This window comes from Pseudomonas sp. LPB0260, assembly GCF_013388395.1.
On record NZ_CP058247.1, the window covers coordinates 3,177,127 to 3,195,479 of the forward strand.

The following is an 18,353-nucleotide window of genomic DNA, read 5'->3' on the forward strand; positions in this document are numbered from 1 at the left end:
GTTGCCGCTGTGTCTGATGCGCTGGTTCTAGCGCCTTGCTACTTAGGGAGTAGGCCCGGCGGCACTCAAGTAGCATGGGGTGCGCGGGCCGTGCTTCGTAGAATCCCCATGACGAGTGGGCTTTTTAATGGGGCAGATTATGGGGCAGGAGCTGACCGAAGGCGTGGTCACCGCGATGTCGGGCGCCAAGGATGTGGAGCTGGTGGCCCAGGAACTGGCGCGCCAGCTGATCCACCCGCACCTCGGCTTCGTGCTGTTCTTCTGCTCCGCCGAATACGACCTGCAGGGTCTCGGCGAGGCGCTGGAGCAGCACTTCGGCGGCATCAGCCTGGTCGGTTGCACCAGTGCCGGGGAGATCACGCCCCAGGGCTACGGTCGTGGCTGCGTGACCGCGGTGGGCTTCGACCACCGCAGCTTCTCCGTTGCCAGCGCGCTGATCGACGAAATGGAACGCTTCAGCCTGATCGACGCCCAGCAACTGGTCGAACGCCTGGTCGGTGACTGCCGCCACAACGAACTGGCGCCGATCAAGGGCCACAGCTTCGCCCTGACCCTGCTCGACGGCCTGTCCAGCCGCGAGGAAGTGGTGCTCGGCGCGCTCAGTGCGGCCTTCGGCAGCATCCCGCATTTCGGCGGTTCGGCCGGCGACGACAACCACCTGACCCATACCCACGTCTACTACGGCGGCCAGTTCCACACCGGCGCGGCGGTGGTGGTGCTGTTCAACACCTGGCTGGACTTCGAGGTGTTCAGCACCCATCACATCGAGCCCAGAGAGGAGAAGCTGGTGGTCACCCAGGCCGACAGTGCCAGTCGCAAGGTCCATGAGCTGAACGCCGCGCCCGCCGCCCTGGAATACGCGCGGCTGATCGGGGTGGCCGTGGCGGACCTGGACATGCGCCTGTTCGCCGCCCACCCGCTGGCCGTGCGCATCGGCGGCCAGTACTACGTGCGTTCGATCCAGCGGGTCAACGAGGACCTCAGCCTGAGCTTCTACTGCGCGGTGGAGAACGGCATCGTCCTCACCGCGATGCGCCCGGGACCGCTACCGGACAACCTGCAGACGGCGTTCGACGGCCTGCGCCGGCGCCTCGGTCCCCTGCTGCTGACCATCGGCTGTGACTGTTTCCTGCGGCGCCTGGAGATCGAGGCCGAAGGCGCCGTCGAGCCAGTCGCCGCTCTGCTGCGAAGCCAGCAGGTCATAGGCTTCAACACCTACGGAGAGCAGTTCAATGGCATGCACATCAACCAGACCTTCACCGGAGTCGCCATCGGCCGCCCCGGCCGGGGAGGATGACGCCGCACTGCTCGCCCATTGCTGCGCACTGGAGGAGGAGAACCGCAAGCTCAAGCGCATCAACGCTGCGCTGATCGAGCGGGTCGAGTCGATCAACTCCCGGGGCGACGATGCCTACGCGGCCTTCCAGCACTCGGTAGTGCTGGCCGAGCAGGTGCGTGAGCGCACCGACGCGCTTAACCAGGCCATGGCCGAGCTGAAATCCAGCAACCAGCTGCTCAGTGACGCCCGACTGCGCGCCGAGACCGCTCACCAGCACCTGATCGATGCCATCGAGAGCATCTCCGACGCCTTCGTGCTGTTCGACCGCGAGCAGCGCATCGTGCTGTTCAACAGCCGCTTCAAGGCGCTCTGGGCCGGCAGCCGTGTGCGCATCTGCGCTGGCCTGCGCCTGGCCGAGATCAAGCGCCTGAGCAGAAGCACCGGCCTGGTGGTCGAGGAACAGCGCGGCAACCGAGACGAGCACCTGCTCTATCGCCTGCGCGACGGCCGCTGGGTGCAGGTCAGCGAGCGACCGACCCGCGAGGGCGGGCTGGTGATCCTCTACACCGATATCACCGAGGTCAAACAGAGCGAGACCCTGCGCCGCGAGCAGGCCCTGGCGCAGAAGTCACGCCTGCTGCAGCGCGCCGTGGACAACCTGTCCCAGGGCATGGCCATGGTCAATGCCGAGGGCCAGTTGGAGCTGTGGAACCATCGCTTCCTCGACCTCTGTGGCCTGGCACCGATCAACGCACACCGGCCCTTTGCCGAGGTGATGGCCGACAGCGAACTGGCCCTGCTGACCCCCGACAGCCGCGATGCCCAGGGTAGGCCGGTCGAGGAACTGGAGCTGCGCCTGTTCGACGGGCGCATGCTCGAGGTGCGCACCCATGCGCTGCCCGCCGGCGGCTTCGTCAACACCTTCACCGACATCACCGAGCGCTACCGGCATGCCGAGGCGCTAAGCGAGAGCGAGCGCTGGATTCGCCTGATCACCGACCATGTGCCGGCGCTGATCGCCTATCTCAACGCCGACCTGGTCTACGACTTCACCAACAAGGTGTACGAGGAGTGGTACTGCTGGCCGCGCGGCGCCATGCTCGGCCAGAGTCTGCGTGCGGTGCACAGCGAGGAGCACTGCCGGCGCCTGGAGCCTTATATCGAGCGGGCGCTGTCCGGCGAGAGCGTGACCTTCGAGGTGGCCGAGACCAACCACCAGGGCCAGGAGCGCTACATGCTGCGTTCCTATGTGCCGAACCGCCAGGGCAGCGGTGAGGTGACCGGGATCTTCGTGTTGATCCGCGATATCACCGAGCGTCGGCGCACCGCCGAGGCCCTGCATCAGGCCTATCAGCATCTGGAGCAGCGGGTGCGCGAGCGTACCGCCGAGCTGACCGGGCTGAACCACCAGCTGCGCCGCGAGATCGACGAGCGCACGCAGGTGGAGGGGCGGTTGCGCGAGGCCAAGGGCGAGGCCGAACGGGCCAACCTGTCGAAAACCAAGTTCCTCGCCGCGGTCAGCCATGACCTGTTGCAGCCCTTGAACGCCGCGCGGCTGTTCACCAGTGCGTTGCTGGAGAAGCCGCAGCCGAGCGACAACCTGGGCCTGGTGCGCAACGTCAGCAACTCCCTGGAGGACGTCGAAAGCCTGCTCGGCACCCTGGTCGACATCTCCAAGCTCGACGCCGGGGTGATCAAGGCGGACATCGCGCCGTTCGCGGTCAGCGAGCTGCTGGAAAACCTCGCCGCCGAGTATCACCAGATCGCCGGCAGCGAAGGCCTGCGCCTGGATTACCTGCCCAGCTCGGCGCTGGTGCGCAGCGACATCCAGCTGCTCGCGCGAATCCTGCGCAACCTGCTGAGTAACGCCATCCGCTACACCAGCCGCGGGCGCATCCTGCTCGGCTGCCGTCGGCGGCGACAGAGCCTGTCGATAGAAGTGTGGGACACCGGCATCGGCATTGCCGAGGACAAGCTCGGCGAGATCTTCCAGGAGTTCAAGCGCGGTGATGTCAGTCAGCGCAAGCAGGACCGCGGCCTGGGCCTGGGCCTGGCCATAGTCGAGAAGATCGCCGGCATGCTCGGTCATCGCATCCGCGTGGCCTCGCGTCCGGGCAGGGGCTCGATGTTCGCCATCGAGGTGCCGCTGACCACCCGCGCGCCGCGCGCACGGGTGATCCACGACACCGCGGACCTCCTGCTCGAGCGCCTGCGCGGCTCGCGTATCTGGGTGCTGGACAACGATGCGGCGATCTGCGCCGGCATGCGTACCCTGCTGGAGACCTGGGGCTGCCAGGTGGTCACCGCATTGAGCGAGGAAGACCTGGCGCGCCAGGTCGACAACTATCACGCCGAGGCCGATCTGCTGATCGCCGACTACCACCTGGACGACGGCCACAACGGCGTCGACGCCGTGGCGCGGATCAATGCCCGGCGCAGCACGCCGCTGCCAGCGCTGATGATCACCGCCAACTATAGCAACGAACTGAAACAGCAGATGCGTGAACTCGGCCATACCCTGATGCACAAGCCGGTCCGACCGATGAAGCTGAAGACGGCCATGAGCCATCTGCTGGAGCGCGGGGCGAGACTGGACGGCTAGAGGGAGTCGGGCCGGCCTACGGCTAGGGTGCGCCACGCGCACCGGTGGTTGGTGCGTCCAGCCGCGCAGCGAGGCTCAGCGGCGCAGGTAGGCGGCGAAATCGACATCCCCGGCCGAGAGGATCGCCTGTACCCGATTGTGTACGTTGAGTTTGCGCAGGATGGCCGAGACATGGGCTTTGACCGTGGTTTCGGCGATGTCCAGGCTATAGGCGATCTGCTTGTTGGATTCACCCTTGGTCATGCGCTCCAGGACCAGCAGCTGCTTGCGGGTCAGGGCCTGCAACAGCTCGGCGGAGATGCTCGGGTTCTCCGGGTGGTTGCGCCGCGAGCTGTTGCCCTGGCTGCGGATGATGTCCGGCGGCAGGTAGACGCTGCCGTTGAGGATCTGCTGGATGGCCTCGGTCATCTGCGCCCGTGGCGAGGACTTGGTGATGAAGCCGACTGCGCCGTAGGTGATGGCCTGCAGCACCACCTGCTTGTCCTGTTCGGCGGAGACGATCACCACCGGGATGGTCGGTGCCTCGTTGCGCAGCTGCATCAGGCCATTGAGGCCATGCATGCCGGGCATGTTGAGGTCGAGCAGGATCAGGTCGAGGTCGTCGTGCTCCAGGGTCAGGGCCAGGGCACTGTCGAGGTCGGCGGTTTCCATGATGCTGCTGCCGGGAAAGCCGTCGCTGATGACGTTATGGATGGCTTCGCGAAACAGCGGGTGGTCGTCGGCAATCAGAATTTTGTACATGGCCTTTCACCTCATTGTTTTGATTATGGTGCGGCGAGGGTGATGTGGAAAGTTCGGCGCCTCAGGGCAATGCCGCCGGGTGCGCCGGCAGCAGGGGCAAACCGGCCTGCGCCCAGGCGTCGACTCCATCTCGATACCAATAGAGGTTGTGATAGCCCAGGCGCTGGGCGCGCTTGACCGCGTTCCAGCTCAGCCAGCAGTCGGAACGGCAGTAGAACACCAGCGGCCAGCCCTTGTCGCCCTGGCTCACCGCCTCCAGGTGGTGGCTGAAATAGTGTTGCCATTGTCCATCCAGCTCACCGTCGCCAGTATTGGCCAGCCATAGGCTGCCCGGCAGATTGGCATGCACCTCGTCGGCGATGAACTGGCCGTTGAGCCACTGCCGGCGGTAGGTGTCGATCAGTGCGGTGCGTGGGTCTGCGGCCACTAGCCGCTGCAAGGCCGGGGTATCGAGGGTGTGCGCGTGTTCGATCCCGGCCGGTGTTGGGCTGCGGTACTGGGCGATGCGGTAGCCCTCGGCGGAGAACAGGGCCGATTCGGCCTGGGCCAGGGCAGCCAGGAGCAGGCCCAGCAGAGTGGCGAGTATTGGAAGTGTTTGCCGTGATCGTATGCAGTGGGTCATCGCCTCGGGTCCCGGTTCTTTTTGTAGACCTATTACAAGGCATTGATCCTGCTTTGGAAATTCTACGTTGGAGAGTGAAAACGCTACCAAAGTAGTAGAAGCGCGGGGCTGCTCCCGTGTTAGATCCGGCGTCGGCACGGCTGCGTTTGACGCTGCGAGCGGGCGGCTTTGCGTCAGTTGTCGCGCCGCAAAGCCGCGTGCTGTGGGTTGAAGGTCAGTACTGCGAGCACGGCGAACAGGCCAGTCAGGCCGAGGCAGATCAGCATGGCGTCGATGCTCAGGCGCTGGTAGAGGGCAAAGCGAACCAGTTCCACCGCATGGCTGAAGGGGTTGAGCGCGCAGAGCCAGTACAGCCATTCGCTGGCCTCGCGCATCTTCCATAGCGGATAGAGTGCCGACGAAAGGAAGAACAGCGGAAAGATCACGAAATTCATGACCCCGGCGAAGTTCTCCAGTTGACGAATGCCGTTGGACAGCAGCAGCCCGAGGGCGCTGAGCAGCAGTGCCACCAGCAACAAAGCCGGCAGCGCGGTGAGCTGGCCCCCGGCCGGCGGTTGCACGCCATAGAGCCAGGCAATGGCGAGGAAGGCATAGACCTGCAGTAGCGAGATCAGCGCCGTGGCCAGCAGCTTGCTGGCCAGCAGGAAGCCGCGTGGCAGGGGGCTGGTGAGCAGTATGCGCATGCTGCCCATCTCGCGGTCATAGACCATCGACAGTGAACCTTGCATGCCGTTGAACAGCAGGATCATGCAGGCCAGCCCTGGCACTATGTAGGTCTCGTAGGTGATGTAGGTGTCGTAGGGGGCGATGATGGCGATGCCCAGGGCCGCACGGAAGCCGGCGGCGAACACCAGCAGCCACAGCAGCGGGCGCACCAGGGCACTGAGGAAGCGCGAACGTTGCAGCACGAAGCGCAGCCATTCGCGCTGCACGATGCCGGCCAGGCAATGCCAGTAGGGGTTCATGGCGCGGTCTCCATGGGACGATGCGAGAAAGTAGGGTGCGCCATGCGCACCAGGGTTTGGTCAGGGCTAACGGCGGTGCGCACGGCGCGTCCTGCGAGGCGCCTCATGCCTGCTCCGCAGTCAGGCGTTGGAAGCTGGCGCCGAGGTCGCCGCCGAACTGGGAGGCCGAGCCCTGGGCCACCAGTCGGCCGCGGCCGAGGATCAGCAGTTCGTCGCTGGCCTGCACCTCGTCGAGCAGATGGGTGGTCCATAGCACCGTCAGGCCCTCGTCGCGGCACAGCTGACGCACATGCCGATTCAGCGCCAGGCGGCTGGCGGGGTCGAGGCCGGCGCTGGCTTCGTCGAGCAGCAGCACGCGTGGGCGATGGAGCAGGGCGCGGGCAATCTCCACGCGGCGGCGGTGTCCGCCGTTGAGGGCGCGAACCTTATCGTGGCGACGCTCGCCGAGCTGCTGGCGCACCAGCTCCTCGTCTATCCGTGCCAGGGCTGCGCGCGGGCCCATGCCATGCAGGGCAGCGTGGTAGCGCAGGTTCTGTTCGACACTCAGGTCCAGGTCCAGGGTGCTCTGCTGGAACACCACCCCGAGCTGGCACAGGGCCTGACGAGGCTGCTGGCCCAGGCTGTGGCCGAGTATCTGGATATCGCCCTGCTGCAGGTCGTAGAGGCGGGTGAGCAGGGCGATCAGGGTCGACTTGCCGGCGCCGTTCGGCCCCAGCAGCGCGGCGAAGCTGCCGGGGGCGACGCCGAAGCTGACCTGCTGCAGGGCCTGGCGCGCGCCGTAGGCGAAACTCACCGTGGATACCTGGAGGGCGTTCACGGGGTCACCACCACGCCCCAGGGATAGCGCCCGACCTTGATCGATTTGCTTACCTTGAGGCTGTCCACATCGATCACCGAGACGTCGCCGCTGACTCCGTTGGTGGTCAGCAGACGCTTCTGGTCCGGGGTGAAGGCCAGGTGCCAGACGCGGCGGCCGACCAGCAGATAGTCGAGGATCTCGTAGTTCCTGGCGTCGACCACCGCCACGTGGTTGGCCGGACCGAGGGCGACGAAGGCATAGCGGCCGTCGGCGCTGAGTTTGACCCCGACCGGCTGCACCTTGTCCGGGTGCACGCCCTTGATCTGGAACTTCAGGGTCTTGAGCACCCGGCGGCTGGCCACGTCGAGCACCGTGACCGTGCCGCCGATCTCGGCCGAGGCCCACAGGCGCGTGCCGTCGTCGTCGAATTCGACGTGCCGTGGGCGCTGGTCGACCAGGGTGTTGTCGACCAGCTGCTGGGTGGCGGTGTCGATCCAGTGCAGCATGTTGGTGGTCTCGCTGGTGTTGACCGCCCACTTGCCGTCCGGGCTGACCGCCATGCCCTCGGGCTCGACGCCGACGTCGATCTGCGCCAGCACCTCGTCGGTCTGGGTGTCGACCACCGTGGCCAGCGCATCGTCCTCGTTGGAGATATACAGCCAGCGGTCATTGGGGTGCAGGGCGAACTGCTCGGGGTCGGCGCCGGAGGGCAGCTCCTTGACGATCTTGCGCGTGGCCAGGTCCATCACCTGCACCCGGTCCGAGTCGCTGGCGCAGATGTACAGCAGCTTGTGGTCGGCCGACAGCAGCAGGCCGCGCGGACGCATGCCCACTGCCAGGGTATCGGTGACCTGCAGGCTGTCGAGGTCGATCACGCTGATGCTGTCGTCCTTTTCGTTGGACACATAGGCGGTGGCGGCCTGGCCGGCGGCGCTGGCCAGGGTCAGGCCGATAGAGAGGGCGAGCGGGGCGATACGCATGGGGGCGATCCTCTTGTTGTGGACGGGCGCGGCAGGTTCATGGGTGGTGCGCATGGCGCACCCTACGGCTGGTGTTGGGTGCGCCGTGCGCACCATCAATTGGCGTTAACAGCCAGCTCGCAGCTCACCTCCGGGCGGTCGTAGCCGAGGCTGTCCATTTCGTTGTGCGGGTGCAGAAAGCCCTCCTGGGGCGAGGTGCTGACCAGGGCGCGCGGGTGCACCAGAGGGATGGGCTGGCGCAGCTGGCCGTTCCACGGGCGGTAACTGAGCTTGCGGCCCTTGAAGCCGTCCAGCGGCAGTTGCTCGCTCAGGGCCAGGCTGCGGATCGCCGCGGCATCGGCCTGCTGCAGCCTGGTCACCGCGCTGGCGATGCTGCGCACGGCGATCCAGGCGGCGTAGTCGCGGTCGTTCATCCAGCGCCCGGCCAGCGCCTCGAAGCGCTTTTGCAACTGCGCCGCGCCGAAGGTTTCCACTGTCTTGTGCCAGGCGGTAGCGGTCAGGCCCTGGGTGCCGGCCACCGGGCGCGGGTACCAGGTCTGGTAGGGCAGGTACTCGCCGAAGTCGCCGCGTTCGTCCGCTACCAGCACCACGTCGTACTCGGTGGTCTGGGTGAACAGCGGCATCTCCGCCTGGGCGCTGCGACGCTGGTCGTTGTCGAAGCTCCAGGGCTTCTCGGCGACTATCTGGTGGCCGAAGCGCTTGGCCGCGCGCTTGAGGGCCGCGGCATAGGCCGCATCGTCCGCGGTGGCGCCGCCGATCAGCAGCCAGCGGGTCCACCGGCGCACGGCGAGGAACTGTGCCAGGGCATCGGCAAGCATGGCCCGACTGGGCAGGGTGTGCAGCACGTTGGCCAGGCACTGGTGCTGGCGCAGCGCGTCGTCGGCGCTGCCGGCGTTGAACAGCAGGCTGCCGTCCAGGCGCGCGCTGAGCTGGCTAAGGGTGGCCGCCGGGGCGTTGACCACGAACAGGCGCACGCCCTGTCTGTGCAGCGCCTCGGCCGCCTCGATCAGGCTCGCGCCGTCGTCGCGCTCGATGACCTCCAGGCTGTAGACCTGCTTGAGGAAGCGCCCGGTGCTGTTGCTGTCGATGATCGCCAGCTCGGCGCCACGCCGTCCGGCGTCCGCGGGTTCGGGTATGACGTTGGACAGCAGTGGCCCACTGTCCGGGGTATAGGCCAGGTAGCCGATACGCACCTGCAGTTCGGTCGCCGCGCTCGGCGCCGCCGCACCGAACAGGGCGAGCAGGCAGAACAGGAGGTGGAATCTGGACGGACGCATGGGCAACTCCTGGGCAGGTGTCGCCAGCATAGGAACTGCGGTAGCGGGGGGAAATATGCAGAAAGTACCAGTCGGGCGCTACCAAGGTAGTAAATCGACGGGGATTGCCGCGCCCTAGCATGGGAGTCAGAACCCACGACGAGAAGAGGTGACCCCCATGCGTACCATCAAGACCCTGCTGCTGCCGCTGCTGCTGATCGTCAGCCTGATCGGCGTCGACAGCCTGCATGCCGAGGGCGACCTGACCCGCCGCACCACCGCCTTGCCCGACCTGCGCCTGGGCGACGACGACAGCGACTACGCCATGTCGCAGTACGAATACCAGCTGGAAACCGGCAAGGCCTATCAATTGAAGATCATCGCCAGCGGGCAGAAGGAGTACGCCTTCCAGGCACCGGAGCTGGCCACTGCCATCTACCTGCGCAAGGTCGAGGCCGGCGGCGTGGAGATCAAGGCGGTGACCCTCACCGAGCTGGAATTCGAGGACGCTGGCGAGGCGGAGATCTTCTTCGTGCCGATCAAGCCGGGCAAGTTCCGCTTCTATGCCAAGGGTCTGGAGCACAAGGGCATGCTCGGCCACTTCCTGGTCAAGTAGGGGGCTGCGCGCACCGCCGCAAGCCCTACTACCAAGGGACTAGGCGCGGGCCACCAAAGCAGCATTCGGGGCTTGCCGCAGGCTTCATAAGATGACCGCAAGCAAGTTTCCTTTCGGCTTGCCTTGTGTGCTCTGGATGAGGTCTGAAACATGAAAACTACAAAGAAAACTGGTTTCGCACTGCTGTTGCTGGCTGTATCGGGCACCCTCTGGGCGCACGGCGATGTGGTTCCACAGGCGGTCAAGACCGACGGCCTGGAGCAGCTGGGCGAGGAGTGGCTGGAGGAGAACCCCTATCGCGGTGACCTGAAGGCCATCGAGATCGGCGCCTCGGCCTATAACCAGAACTGCGCGGCCTGTCACGGCCTGGAGGCCAAGTCCGGTGGCATCGCCCCCGACCTGCGCCTGCTGGAAACCGGCGCCATGGGTGACGAGTGGTTCAAGGAGCGGGTGATCAACGGCGCGGTGCGCGATGGCCGGGTATATATGCCGAAGATGGCCGACTACCTCAGCCAGGAGGCGCTCTGGGCCGTGCGCAGCTACCTGGAAAGCGTGGCCATCGAGGAGTGATGGTCATGCGCCCGAGCGTCCTGCTGTTGCGTGCGCTTCTGGCCGCGTTGTGGCTGGCGGCCCTGCCGGTCCACGCCCAGGCGCCGGTGCGCGAATACGACAGCATCGTCGAGTCCGGCGTGCTGCGGGTGGCGGTGTACCAGGATTTCGCCCCCTACAGCTTTCAGCAGGACGGCCAGGCGCGCGGCGTCGACGTCGAACTGGCCCGGGCCCTGGCCGATGGCCTGGGGCTCGAGCTGGCGCTGATCTGGGCGCCGCCCGGCGAGAAACTCGACGATGACCTGCGCGACTATATCTGGCGCGGCCACTACCTGCGCCCGCACGAACTGGCCGACGTGATGCTGCGGGTGCCCTACGACCGCGACTTCGCCTACATGAGCAACGAATTCGGCGAGCTGGCCAACGATCTGGTGGTCATGTTCGGCCCCTACCAGCGTGAGCGCTGGCTGGTGGCGCACGACCGTCGGCGGTTGAAACAGGTGCCCAGCGTGGCGGTGTTCCAGCAGCACCCGATCGGTGTGGAGGTCGACAGCGTGCCGTCGTTCTACCTGTCCTCGGTATTCGACGGCCTGCTCAGCCGCCAGCTGCACCACTACCCCAATGTCCGGGCGACCTTCGCCGGGATGAAACAGGGCGAGGTGGATGCGGTGATGGCCTTGCGCGGCGAGGTCGACTGGCAGTTGCACCTGGCCGCCGACCCTGAACTGGCGCGGGCGCAGAACGCCTACCCGAAGATGGGTAAGCAGGTCTGGGACATCGGCATGGCGGTGCACCAGAGCAACCGCCAACTGGCTTATGCCCTGGAGGAGAAACTCGAAGAGCTGATTCTCGAGGGTAAGCTGAAGGAACTCTATGCGCGTTACGGCCTGCAGTACGAATTGCCGGGGCTGTATCAGGACGCCGAACAGGACAAATGACCCCGCACACTGCAGGAGGTGGGTTATGCAGCTGGATTGGCGCTTGCGCTGGGTTTGCTTGCTGCTTGCCTGGCCCGGTAGCAACTGGGCGGTGGAGGGCGATCCCGTCACGTCGGTGATGTGGGAGTACCACCACCAGCACCTGCTCGAGGGTGCGCCCTTCGTCTTCGATCAGCGGGTCAAGGTGCTGGCCCCGCCCTTCGCCGAGGACGCCCGGCAGGTGCCGATCCAGGTCGATGCCAGTGCCCTCGGCGCCAAGGTGCTGCGGATTCTCGCCTGGGCCGAGCTCAATCCCATCCCGCGGATCTTCGACTTTCAACCGGGCGAGCAGGTGCAGCCGCGACTGGCCATTCGCATCCGCATCGAACAGGCCACGCCGATCCGCGCCGCCGTGCTGACTGCCGACGGCGTCTGGCACGTCGGCTCCACCGAAATCGACGCCGCCGGAGGTGGCTGCACGGCACCCAGCGTGGTGCGCGCCCAGCCCGGCTGGGAGCAGCGCTTGGGCGAGCTGCAGGGCGCGCGTTTCAGGCAGGGCGATGGCAGCCGCCTGCGCGTGCAGATCGCTCACCCCATGGACAATGGTCTGGTCGGTGGCATCCCCGAGTTCTTTCTCAACCAGGCCGAGTTGCGCGATGCAAGCGGCCAGGTACTCGCTCGCCTGGAGCTGTTTCCCGCGGTGAGCGAGGACCCGACCCTGAGCCTCGAAGTGAGAGGGCAGGGCGAGACGCGACTGTGGCTGCGCGACAACAACGGCAACGAGTTCGCCGCGGCGCTCTAGGCGCGGCGGCCTGGTGGTTCGATCGAACCGGGAGGTGCCCATGCGCTGGATGCTGTTGCTGGTCGTGCTGCTCGCCGCGCCGGCTGCACAGGCCGAGTTGGACTATGCCCTGCAACCTCGGCAGATCGCCGACGGCGTATGGCTGGTGGAGGGCAGTACGGACAACTTCGCGCCCGGCAACGGCGGCAATATCGTCAACATCGGCTTTATCGTCAGCGAGGCCGGCGTGCTGGTGCTCGACAGCGGGCCGTCGAAACGCTACGGCGAAGCCCTGCGCCGCGCCATCGCCGGGGTCACCGACCAACCGGTGAAGATGCTGCTATTGACCCACCACCATCCCGACCATGCCCTCGGCAACCAGGCCTTCGCCGATGTGCCGATCGCCGCGTTGCCGGGCACTGCGGCCCTGATGAGCGAGCAGGGCGAGGCCATGGCGGAGAACATGTACCGCCTGGTCGGCGACTGGATGCGCGGCACCGAGCTGGTCCTGCCCAGCGAAGCGGTGCAGCCGGGCGTGCTGCAACTGGGCGAGCGACGCCTGCGTCTGCTCGCCCTGAGCGGTCACACCGGCGCCGACCTGGCGGTATTCGACGAGACCAGCGGCGTGCTGTTCGCCGGTGACCTGGTGTTTTACCAGCGCGCCCTGACGACGCCGGGTACTCCGGGGCTGGATACCTGGCTGGCTGACCTTGCGCTACTCCAGGCATTGCCCTGGAAGCAGATAGTGCCCGGACACGGACCGCTGGAGACCAGCGACGCGCCCTTCGTGCAGATGCGCGATTACCTCGGCTGGCTGGACGCGCTATTGCGCGAGGGCGCCGAGCAGGGCGTGGAGATGAACGAGCTGATCCGCGCGCCGATTCCCGCGCGCTTCGCCGGCGTAAGCCTGTCGCGTTACGAGCTGATCCGCAGCGTCAGTCACCTCTATCCGCGCTATGAGCGCGCGGCGATGCGGCGGGTAGACCGCTGAACGCGCAGCTCGACCCGGCGTCCTCCCTGAACAGCCAGGCAATCCGCCACTGGTCGTCGGCCGGGTACGCGGCAAGCACTTGCCTTGCGCCACACTCCTTGGCCCGCAACGCGCGACCTGGCCGAGGCTCCGTGGCGGATTGTCGAAAGCCCAAGGAGCGGAGTACTGCTACCAAGGGAGTAGCTAATTCGACACTGCGTCGAATTGTTGCCTGCGGCCGGCGGCCGAACAATCTGCGCTAGATCGGGAAATCTTCCCGGTGATAACAATTAACCCGCAGAGGTAGCCGCAATGAAACACACCGGTCTTCGCCAGCCCTTCCTCCTCAGTGCACTCTGTGCCGCCATGCTCGTATCCAGCGCCGCCGCCTGGGCCGTTACCGACCAGGAGATCCTGGACGATGTGAAAACCACCGACCAGATCGTCACCAACGGGCTCGGCCTGCAGGGCCAGCGCTACAGCCCGCTGGACCTGCTCAACAGCGACAACGTCAAGGACCTGCGCCCAGTCTGGACCCTGTCGTTCGGCGGCGAGAAGCAACGCGGCCAGCAGGCCCAGCCTCTGGTCAAGGACGGCGTGATGTACGTCACCGCCTCCTACTCGCGGGTGTTCGCGGTGGATGCACGCACCGGCCGCGAGCTCTGGCAGTACGACGCACGCCTGCCCGACGACATCCGCCCGTGCTGCGACGTGATCAACCGGGGCGTGGCGCTGTACGGCGACCTGGTGATCTTCGGCACCCTGGACGCCAAGCTGGTGGCCCTGAACAAGGACACCGGCAAGGTGGTGTGGCGCAAGAGCGTCGCCGACCACCGCGCCGGCTACTCGATCACCGCGGCGCCGCTGGTGGTCAACGGCAAGCTGATCACCGGGGTGTCCGGCGGCGAGTTCGGCGTGGTCGGCAAGATCGAGGCCTACGACCCGAAGAACGGCGAGCTGCTGTGGACCCGGCCGACCGTGGAAGGCCACATGGGCTATGTCTACAAGGACGGCAAGAAGGTCGAGAACGGCATCAGCGGCGGCGAAGCCGGCAAGACCTGGCCGGGCGACCTGTGGAAGACCGGTGGCGCGGCGCCGTGGCTGGGCGGCTACTACGATCCGGAAACCAACCTGCTGCTGTTCGGCACCGGCAACCCGGCGCCGTGGAACTCGCACCTGCGCCCCGGCGACAACCTCTATTCCTCTTCGCGCCTGGCCCTGAACCCGGACGACGGCAGCATCAAGTGGCACTTCCAGACCACCCCGCATGACGGCTGGGACTTCGACGGCGTCAACGAGCTGGTCTCGTTCAACTACCAGGAAGGTGGCAAGACCATCAAGGCCGCGGCCACCGCCGACCGCAACGGCTTCTTCTACGTGCTCGATCGCACCAACGGCAAGTTCATCCGCGGCTTCCCCTTCGTCGACAAGATCACCTGGGCCAAGGGCCTGGACAAGAACGGCCGGCCGATCTACGTCGACGACAACCGCCCGGGCTCGCCGGCCGCCGCCGAGAAGGGCAAGAGCGTGTTCGCTGCGCCGGCCTTCCTCGGTGCGAAGAACTGGATGCCGATGGCCTACAGCCAGGACACCGGCCTGTTCTACGTGCCGTCCAACGAGTGGGGCATGGATATCTGGAACGAGGACATCGCCTACAAGAAGGGCGCGGCCTACCTCGGCGCCGGTTTCACCATCAAGCCGCTGAACGATGACTACATCGGCGTGCTGCGCGCCATCGATCCGAAGACCGGCAAGGAAGTCTGGCGGCAGAAGAACTTCGCGCCGCTGTGGGGCGGGGTGATGACCACCAAGGGCAACCTGGTGTTCACCGGCAACCCCGAGGGCTTCCTGCAGGCGTTCAATGCCAAGACCGGCGAGAAGGTCTGGGAATTCCAGACCGGTTCCGGCGTGCTCGGTTCGCCGGTGACCTGGGAGATGGACGGCGAACAGTACGTCTCGGTGCTGTCCGGCTGGGGTGGCGCGGTGCCGCTGTGGGGTGGCGAAGTGGCCAAGCGGGTGAAGAACTTCAACCAGGGCGGCATGCTCTGGACCTTCAAGCTGCCGAAGGACCTGGTCGCCAAGCGCTGATCCACCAGGGGTAGAACGAAGGCCGGTCTCTGACCGGCCTTCGTCGTTATCGCGCGCCTGTGGCCCGGCCGGTCGGGGCCACTACTACCAAATGAGGAGGCGACCTGTGCCATGGATGCATACCGGCCGGCGCGCGGGCTTCCTAAGATCGAACCATGACCTGTTCCACGTCCAGGGGGCAGGCTCCGACAAGAAGAGGAACGCATCATGATCTATGCCAAACCCGGTACCCCAGGCTCAGTCATCTCCCTCAAGCCGCGCTACGGCAACTATATCGGTGGCGAGTTCGTCGCCCCGGTCAAGGGCCAGTACTTCACCAACACCAGCCCGGTCGATGCCTCGGTGATCGGCGAGTTCCCGCGTTCCGATGCCGCCGACATCGAACTGGCCCTGGACGCCGCCCACGGCGCCGCCGAGGCCTGGGGCAAGACCTCGGTGGCCAACCGCGCGCTGATTCTGCTGAAGATCGCCGACCGTATCGAAGCCAACCTGGAACTGCTGGCCGTGGCCGAGACCTGGGACAACGGCAAGGCCGTGCGCGAAACGCTGAACGCCGACGTGCCGCTGGCCGCCGATCACTTCCGCTACTACGCCGGCTGCATCCGCGCCCAGGAAGGCAGCGCCGCCGAGATCGACGAGCACACCGCCGCCTATCACTTCCACGAGCCCCTGGGCGTGGTCGGCCAGGTCATCCCGTGGAACTTCCCGCTGCTGATGGCCGCCTGGAAGCTGGCCCCGGCCCTGGCCGCCGGCAACGCCATCGTGCTCAAACCGGCCGAGCAGACCCCGCTGTCGATCACCGTGCTCATGGAGCTGATCGGCGACCTGCTGCCGCCGGGCGTGCTCAACGTGGTCCAGGGTTTCGGCCGGGAGGCCGGCGAGGCCCTGGCCACCAGCAAGCGCATTGCCAAGATCGCCTTCACCGGCTCCACCCCGGTGGGCTCGCACATCCTCAAGTGCGCCGCGGAGAACATCATTCCGTCGACCGTGGAACTGGGCGGCAAGAGTCCGAACATCTTCTTCGAGGACATCATGCAGGCCGAGCCGGCCTTCATCGAGAAGGCGGCCGAGGGCCTGGTGCTGGCCTTCTTCAACCAGGGCGAGGTGTGCACCTGTCCGTCCCGCGCCCTGGTGCAGGAGTCGATCTTCGAGCCGTTCATGGCCGAGGTGATGAAGAAGATCCAGCAGATCAAGCGAGGCGACCCGCTGGACACCGAGACCATGGTCGGCGCCCAGGCCTCGGAGCAGCAGTACGACAAGATCTTGAGCTACCTGGAGATCGCCCAGCAGGAGGGCGCCGAGCTGCTCACCGGTGGCGCCGCCGAGAAGCTCGAGGGCGACCTGGCCAGCGGCTACTACATCCAGCCGACCCTGCTCAAGGGCAGCAACCAGATGCGCGTGTTCCAGGAGGAGATCTTCGGCCCGGTGGTCGGGGTGACCACCTTCAAGGACGAAGCCGAGGCCCTGGCGATCGCCAACGACACCGAGTTCGGCCTCGGCGCCGGGGTCTGGACCCGCGACATCAACCGCGCCTACCGCATGGGCCGCGGCATCAAGGCCGGCCGGGTGTGGACCAACTGCTACCACCTGTACCCGGCGCACGCCGCCTTCGGTGGCTACAAGAAGTCCGGCGTGGGCCGCGAGACCCACAAGATGATGCTCGATCACTATCAGCAGACCAAGAACCTGCTGATCAGCTACGACATCAACCCGCTGGGCTTCTTCTGATTGCACAGCCCTTCCGGCGCGTTCGCTCCAGCGCGCCGGCTCCCTTGTGCGACTCGCCTGTGGGCGGGATTTGTCGGCGGCCAGGCAGACGGGATCGTCGCGGCAGATCGCTAGCGCAACGCGGCTTCGGCCGCGTTTTTTGTTTGCCGCCGCGGCCGCGTCGGTGGCGCAGCCCGGGTGCAACTGGGCAGTCCCCGGGGGCGCGCAGCTGCTGGGCTCGCTAACCGTCCTACCAAAGCCAGCCCGATCTCCTCCCAAAGTACCATTCTGTTACGACGCCTGCGGGGGCATAACTAACAGGGCCGGAATGTCCCGGCTGGATAACAAGAGAGGACCGCGCCATGTGGACTAAACCCGCCTTCACCGATATGCGCATTGGCTTCGAAGTGACGATGTACTTCGCCAATCGCTGATTCGCCCGGCCCCGGCGCTGTCGGGGCATCTCACCCGGTATTTCCCCTCGGTACCCGCCATGCATATCCAGATTCTCGGCTCCGCCGCCGGCGGTGGCTTTCCTCAATGGAACTGCAACTGCCGCAACTGTCGCGGGGTGCGTAACGGCAGCCTGCGCGCGCAGCCGCGCAGCCAGTCCTCGATCGCCCTGAGCGACAACGGCGTGGACTGGATTCTGTGCAACGCCTCGCCGGACATCCGCGCCCAGCTCGAATCCTTCCCGGCCCTGCAACCGGCGCGTCAGCTGCGCGACACGGCGATCGGCGGGATCATTCTGCTGGACAGCCAGATCGACCATTGCACCGGCCTGCTGACCTTGCGCGAGGGCTGCCCGCATCAGGTCTGGTGCACGGAAATGGTTCATCAGGACCTCAGCAGTGGCTTTCCGCTGTTCAACATGCTCGGCCACTGGAACGGCGGCCTGCAGCACAACCTGATCGAACTGGATGGCGCGCCGTTCAGCATCCCGGCCTGTCCGGACCTGGCGATCAGCGCCATTCCCCTGCGCAGCAGCGCGCCGCCTTACTCGCCGCACCGCGGCAACCCCCATCCAGGCGACAACATCGGCCTGTTCGTCGAGGACCGCCGCAGCGGCGGCACGCTGTTCTACGCTCCGGGCCTGGGGCAGGTGGACGAGGCGCTGCTGGCCTGGATGCGCCGCGCCGATTGCCTGCTGGTCGACGGCACCCTGTGGCGCGACGACGAGATGCGCGTGTGCGAGGTCGGCGACAAGCTCGGCAGCGAGATGGGCCACCTGTGCCAGAGCGGCCCCGGCGGCATGATCGAGGTGCTCGACGGCCTGCCCGCCGCGCAGAAGGTCCTTATCCATATCAACAATACCAATCCGATCCTCGACCTCGATTCGCCGGAGCGCGCCGAGCTGGGCGCCCACGGCATCGAGGTCGCCTTCGATGGCATGAGCATCACTTTGTAGGGTACGCCGTGCGCACCTTAAGAACGCTGGTGCGCATGGCGCACCCTACGCCAACGGCAACGCATATCGGAGA

Annotated in this window: 17 protein-coding genes; 11 read left to right on the forward strand and 6 right to left on the reverse strand. The window is 66.2% G+C overall.

Going from position 1 to position 18,353, the window contains the following annotated elements:
* Positions 1-139: 139 nt before the first annotated feature.
* The gene (nosP, locus tag LPB260_RS14375; RefSeq protein WP_208710249.1) at positions 140-1,297 is read left to right on the forward strand and encodes a nitric oxide-sensing protein NosP; all 1,158 of its coding nucleotides are present in this window, start codon (positions 140-142) and stop codon (positions 1,295-1,297) included.
* Positions 1,233-3,881 carry a hybrid sensor histidine kinase/response regulator NahK/ErcS' gene (nahK, locus tag LPB260_RS14380; protein WP_208709752.1) on the forward strand — a complete coding sequence of 883 codons (2,649 nt, stop codon included), beginning with the start codon at positions 1,233-1,235 and terminating at the stop codon, positions 3,879-3,881. Before nosP ends, nahK begins: the two co-directional genes overlap by 65 nt.
* A 75-nt stretch (positions 3,882-3,956) precedes the next feature.
* Here the strand turns inward: nahK and LPB260_RS14385 are convergent, their stop codons facing one another.
* The 6 genes from LPB260_RS14385 to LPB260_RS14410 all read right to left on the reverse strand — a co-directional run bounded on the left by LPB260_RS14385 (position 3,957) and on the right by LPB260_RS14410 (position 9,265).
* Positions 3,957-4,622 carry a response regulator transcription factor gene (locus LPB260_RS14385; protein ID WP_208709755.1) on the reverse strand — a complete coding sequence of 222 codons (666 nt, stop codon included), beginning with the start codon at positions 4,620-4,622 and terminating at the stop codon, positions 3,957-3,959.
* 61 nt (positions 4,623-4,683) lie between these two features.
* On the reverse strand, positions 4,684-5,244 hold the full coding sequence (locus LPB260_RS14390) for a PQQ-dependent catabolism-associated CXXCW motif protein (protein WP_208709757.1): 561 nt from the start codon (positions 5,242-5,244) through the stop codon (positions 4,684-4,686).
* Between the two features lie 173 nt (positions 5,245-5,417).
* Complete coding sequence (locus tag LPB260_RS14395) at positions 5,418-6,209, reverse strand: ABC transporter permease (protein ID WP_208709760.1); 792 nt, start codon at positions 6,207-6,209, stop codon at positions 5,418-5,420.
* Positions 6,210-6,312: 103 nt separating this feature from the next.
* A complete protein-coding gene (locus LPB260_RS14400) occupies positions 6,313-7,026 on the reverse strand; it encodes an ABC transporter ATP-binding protein (protein WP_208709762.1) in 714 nt (237 codons plus the stop codon).
* Positions 7,023-7,988, reverse strand: coding sequence for a YVTN family beta-propeller repeat protein (locus LPB260_RS14405; RefSeq protein WP_208709765.1), 966 nt, complete (start codon positions 7,986-7,988; stop codon positions 7,023-7,025). Before LPB260_RS14405 ends, LPB260_RS14400 begins: the two co-directional genes overlap by 4 nt.
* A gap of 95 nt (positions 7,989-8,083) precedes the next feature.
* A complete protein-coding gene (locus LPB260_RS14410) occupies positions 8,084-9,265 on the reverse strand; it encodes an ABC transporter substrate-binding protein (RefSeq protein ID WP_208709767.1) in 1,182 nt (393 codons plus the stop codon).
* A gap of 157 nt (positions 9,266-9,422) precedes the next feature.
* On the opposite strand from LPB260_RS14410, the gene LPB260_RS14415 reads away from it, so the two are divergent.
* From LPB260_RS14415 to pqqB, 9 genes are all read left to right on the forward strand, one after another.
* Positions 9,423-9,860: a copper-binding protein gene (locus LPB260_RS14415; protein ID WP_208709769.1), complete on the forward strand. Its 438-nt coding sequence runs from the start codon at positions 9,423-9,425 to the stop codon at positions 9,858-9,860.
* A 150-nt stretch (positions 9,861-10,010) separates the two neighbouring features.
* Positions 10,011-10,430, forward strand: coding sequence for a cytochrome c-550 PedF (gene pedF / locus LPB260_RS14420; RefSeq protein WP_208709771.1), 420 nt, complete (start codon positions 10,011-10,013; stop codon positions 10,428-10,430).
* A gap of 5 nt (positions 10,431-10,435) precedes the next feature.
* Complete coding sequence (locus tag LPB260_RS14425; RefSeq protein ID WP_371926095.1) at positions 10,436-11,347, forward strand: substrate-binding periplasmic protein; 912 nt, start codon at positions 10,436-10,438, stop codon at positions 11,345-11,347.
* A gap of 25 nt (positions 11,348-11,372) precedes the next feature.
* Positions 11,373-12,128, forward strand: a complete 756-nt coding sequence (locus LPB260_RS14430) for a quinoprotein dehydrogenase-associated SoxYZ-like carrier (RefSeq protein WP_208709775.1) — start codon at positions 11,373-11,375, stop codon at positions 12,126-12,128.
* A 40-nt stretch (positions 12,129-12,168) separates the two neighbouring features.
* A complete protein-coding gene (locus LPB260_RS14435) occupies positions 12,169-13,098 on the forward strand; it encodes a quinoprotein relay system zinc metallohydrolase 1 (protein WP_208709778.1) in 930 nt (309 codons plus the stop codon).
* Positions 13,099-13,389: 291 nt separating this feature from the next.
* Complete coding sequence (locus LPB260_RS14440) at positions 13,390-15,165, forward strand: PQQ-dependent methanol/ethanol family dehydrogenase (protein ID WP_208709781.1); 1,776 nt, start codon at positions 13,390-13,392, stop codon at positions 15,163-15,165.
* Between the two features lie 207 nt (positions 15,166-15,372).
* The gene (locus tag LPB260_RS14445; protein WP_208709782.1) at positions 15,373-16,893 is read left to right on the forward strand and encodes an aldehyde dehydrogenase family protein; all 1,521 of its coding nucleotides are present in this window, start codon (positions 15,373-15,375) and stop codon (positions 16,891-16,893) included.
* A gap of 341 nt (positions 16,894-17,234) precedes the next feature.
* Positions 17,235-17,306, forward strand: a complete 72-nt coding sequence (pqqA, locus tag LPB260_RS14450; protein WP_003284930.1) for a pyrroloquinoline quinone precursor peptide PqqA — start codon at positions 17,235-17,237, stop codon at positions 17,304-17,306.
* Positions 17,307-17,365: 59 nt separating this feature from the next.
* The gene (gene pqqB / locus LPB260_RS14455; RefSeq protein WP_208709784.1) at positions 17,366-18,280 is read left to right on the forward strand and encodes a pyrroloquinoline quinone biosynthesis protein PqqB; all 915 of its coding nucleotides are present in this window, start codon (positions 17,366-17,368) and stop codon (positions 18,278-18,280) included.
* Positions 18,281-18,353 lie beyond the last annotated feature (73 nt).

Coding starts and splice junctions, on each gene's coding strand:
- nosP (WP_208710249.1), top strand. CDS start 140: ATGGGGCAGGAGCTGACCGAAGGCGTGGTCACCGCGATGTCGGGCGCC.
- nahK (WP_208709752.1), top strand. CDS start 1,233: ATGGCATGCACATCAACCAGACCTTCACCGGAGTCGCCATCGGCCGCC.
- LPB260_RS14385 (WP_208709755.1), bottom strand. CDS start 4,622: ATGTACAAAATTCTGATTGCCGACGACCACCCGCTGTTTCGCGAAGCC.
- LPB260_RS14390 (WP_208709757.1), bottom strand. CDS start 5,244: ATGACCCACTGCATACGATCACGGCAAACACTTCCAATACTCGCCACT.
- LPB260_RS14395 (WP_208709760.1), bottom strand. CDS start 6,209: ATGAACCCCTACTGGCATTGCCTGGCCGGCATCGTGCAGCGCGAATGG.
- LPB260_RS14405 (WP_208709765.1), bottom strand. CDS start 7,988: ATGCGTATCGCCCCGCTCGCCCTCTCTATCGGCCTGACCCTGGCCAGC.
- LPB260_RS14410 (WP_208709767.1), bottom strand. CDS start 9,265: ATGCGTCCGTCCAGATTCCACCTCCTGTTCTGCCTGCTCGCCCTGTTC.
- LPB260_RS14415 (WP_208709769.1), top strand. CDS start 9,423: ATGCGTACCATCAAGACCCTGCTGCTGCCGCTGCTGCTGATCGTCAGC.
- pedF (WP_208709771.1), top strand. CDS start 10,011: ATGAAAACTACAAAGAAAACTGGTTTCGCACTGCTGTTGCTGGCTGTA.
- LPB260_RS14425 (WP_371926095.1), top strand. CDS start 10,436: ATGCGCCCGAGCGTCCTGCTGTTGCGTGCGCTTCTGGCCGCGTTGTGG.
- LPB260_RS14430 (WP_208709775.1), top strand. CDS start 11,373: ATGCAGCTGGATTGGCGCTTGCGCTGGGTTTGCTTGCTGCTTGCCTGG.
- LPB260_RS14435 (WP_208709778.1), top strand. CDS start 12,169: ATGCGCTGGATGCTGTTGCTGGTCGTGCTGCTCGCCGCGCCGGCTGCA.
- LPB260_RS14440 (WP_208709781.1), top strand. CDS start 13,390: ATGAAACACACCGGTCTTCGCCAGCCCTTCCTCCTCAGTGCACTCTGT.
- LPB260_RS14445 (WP_208709782.1), top strand. CDS start 15,373: ATGATCTATGCCAAACCCGGTACCCCAGGCTCAGTCATCTCCCTCAAG.
- pqqB (WP_208709784.1), top strand. CDS start 17,366: ATGCATATCCAGATTCTCGGCTCCGCCGCCGGCGGTGGCTTTCCTCAA.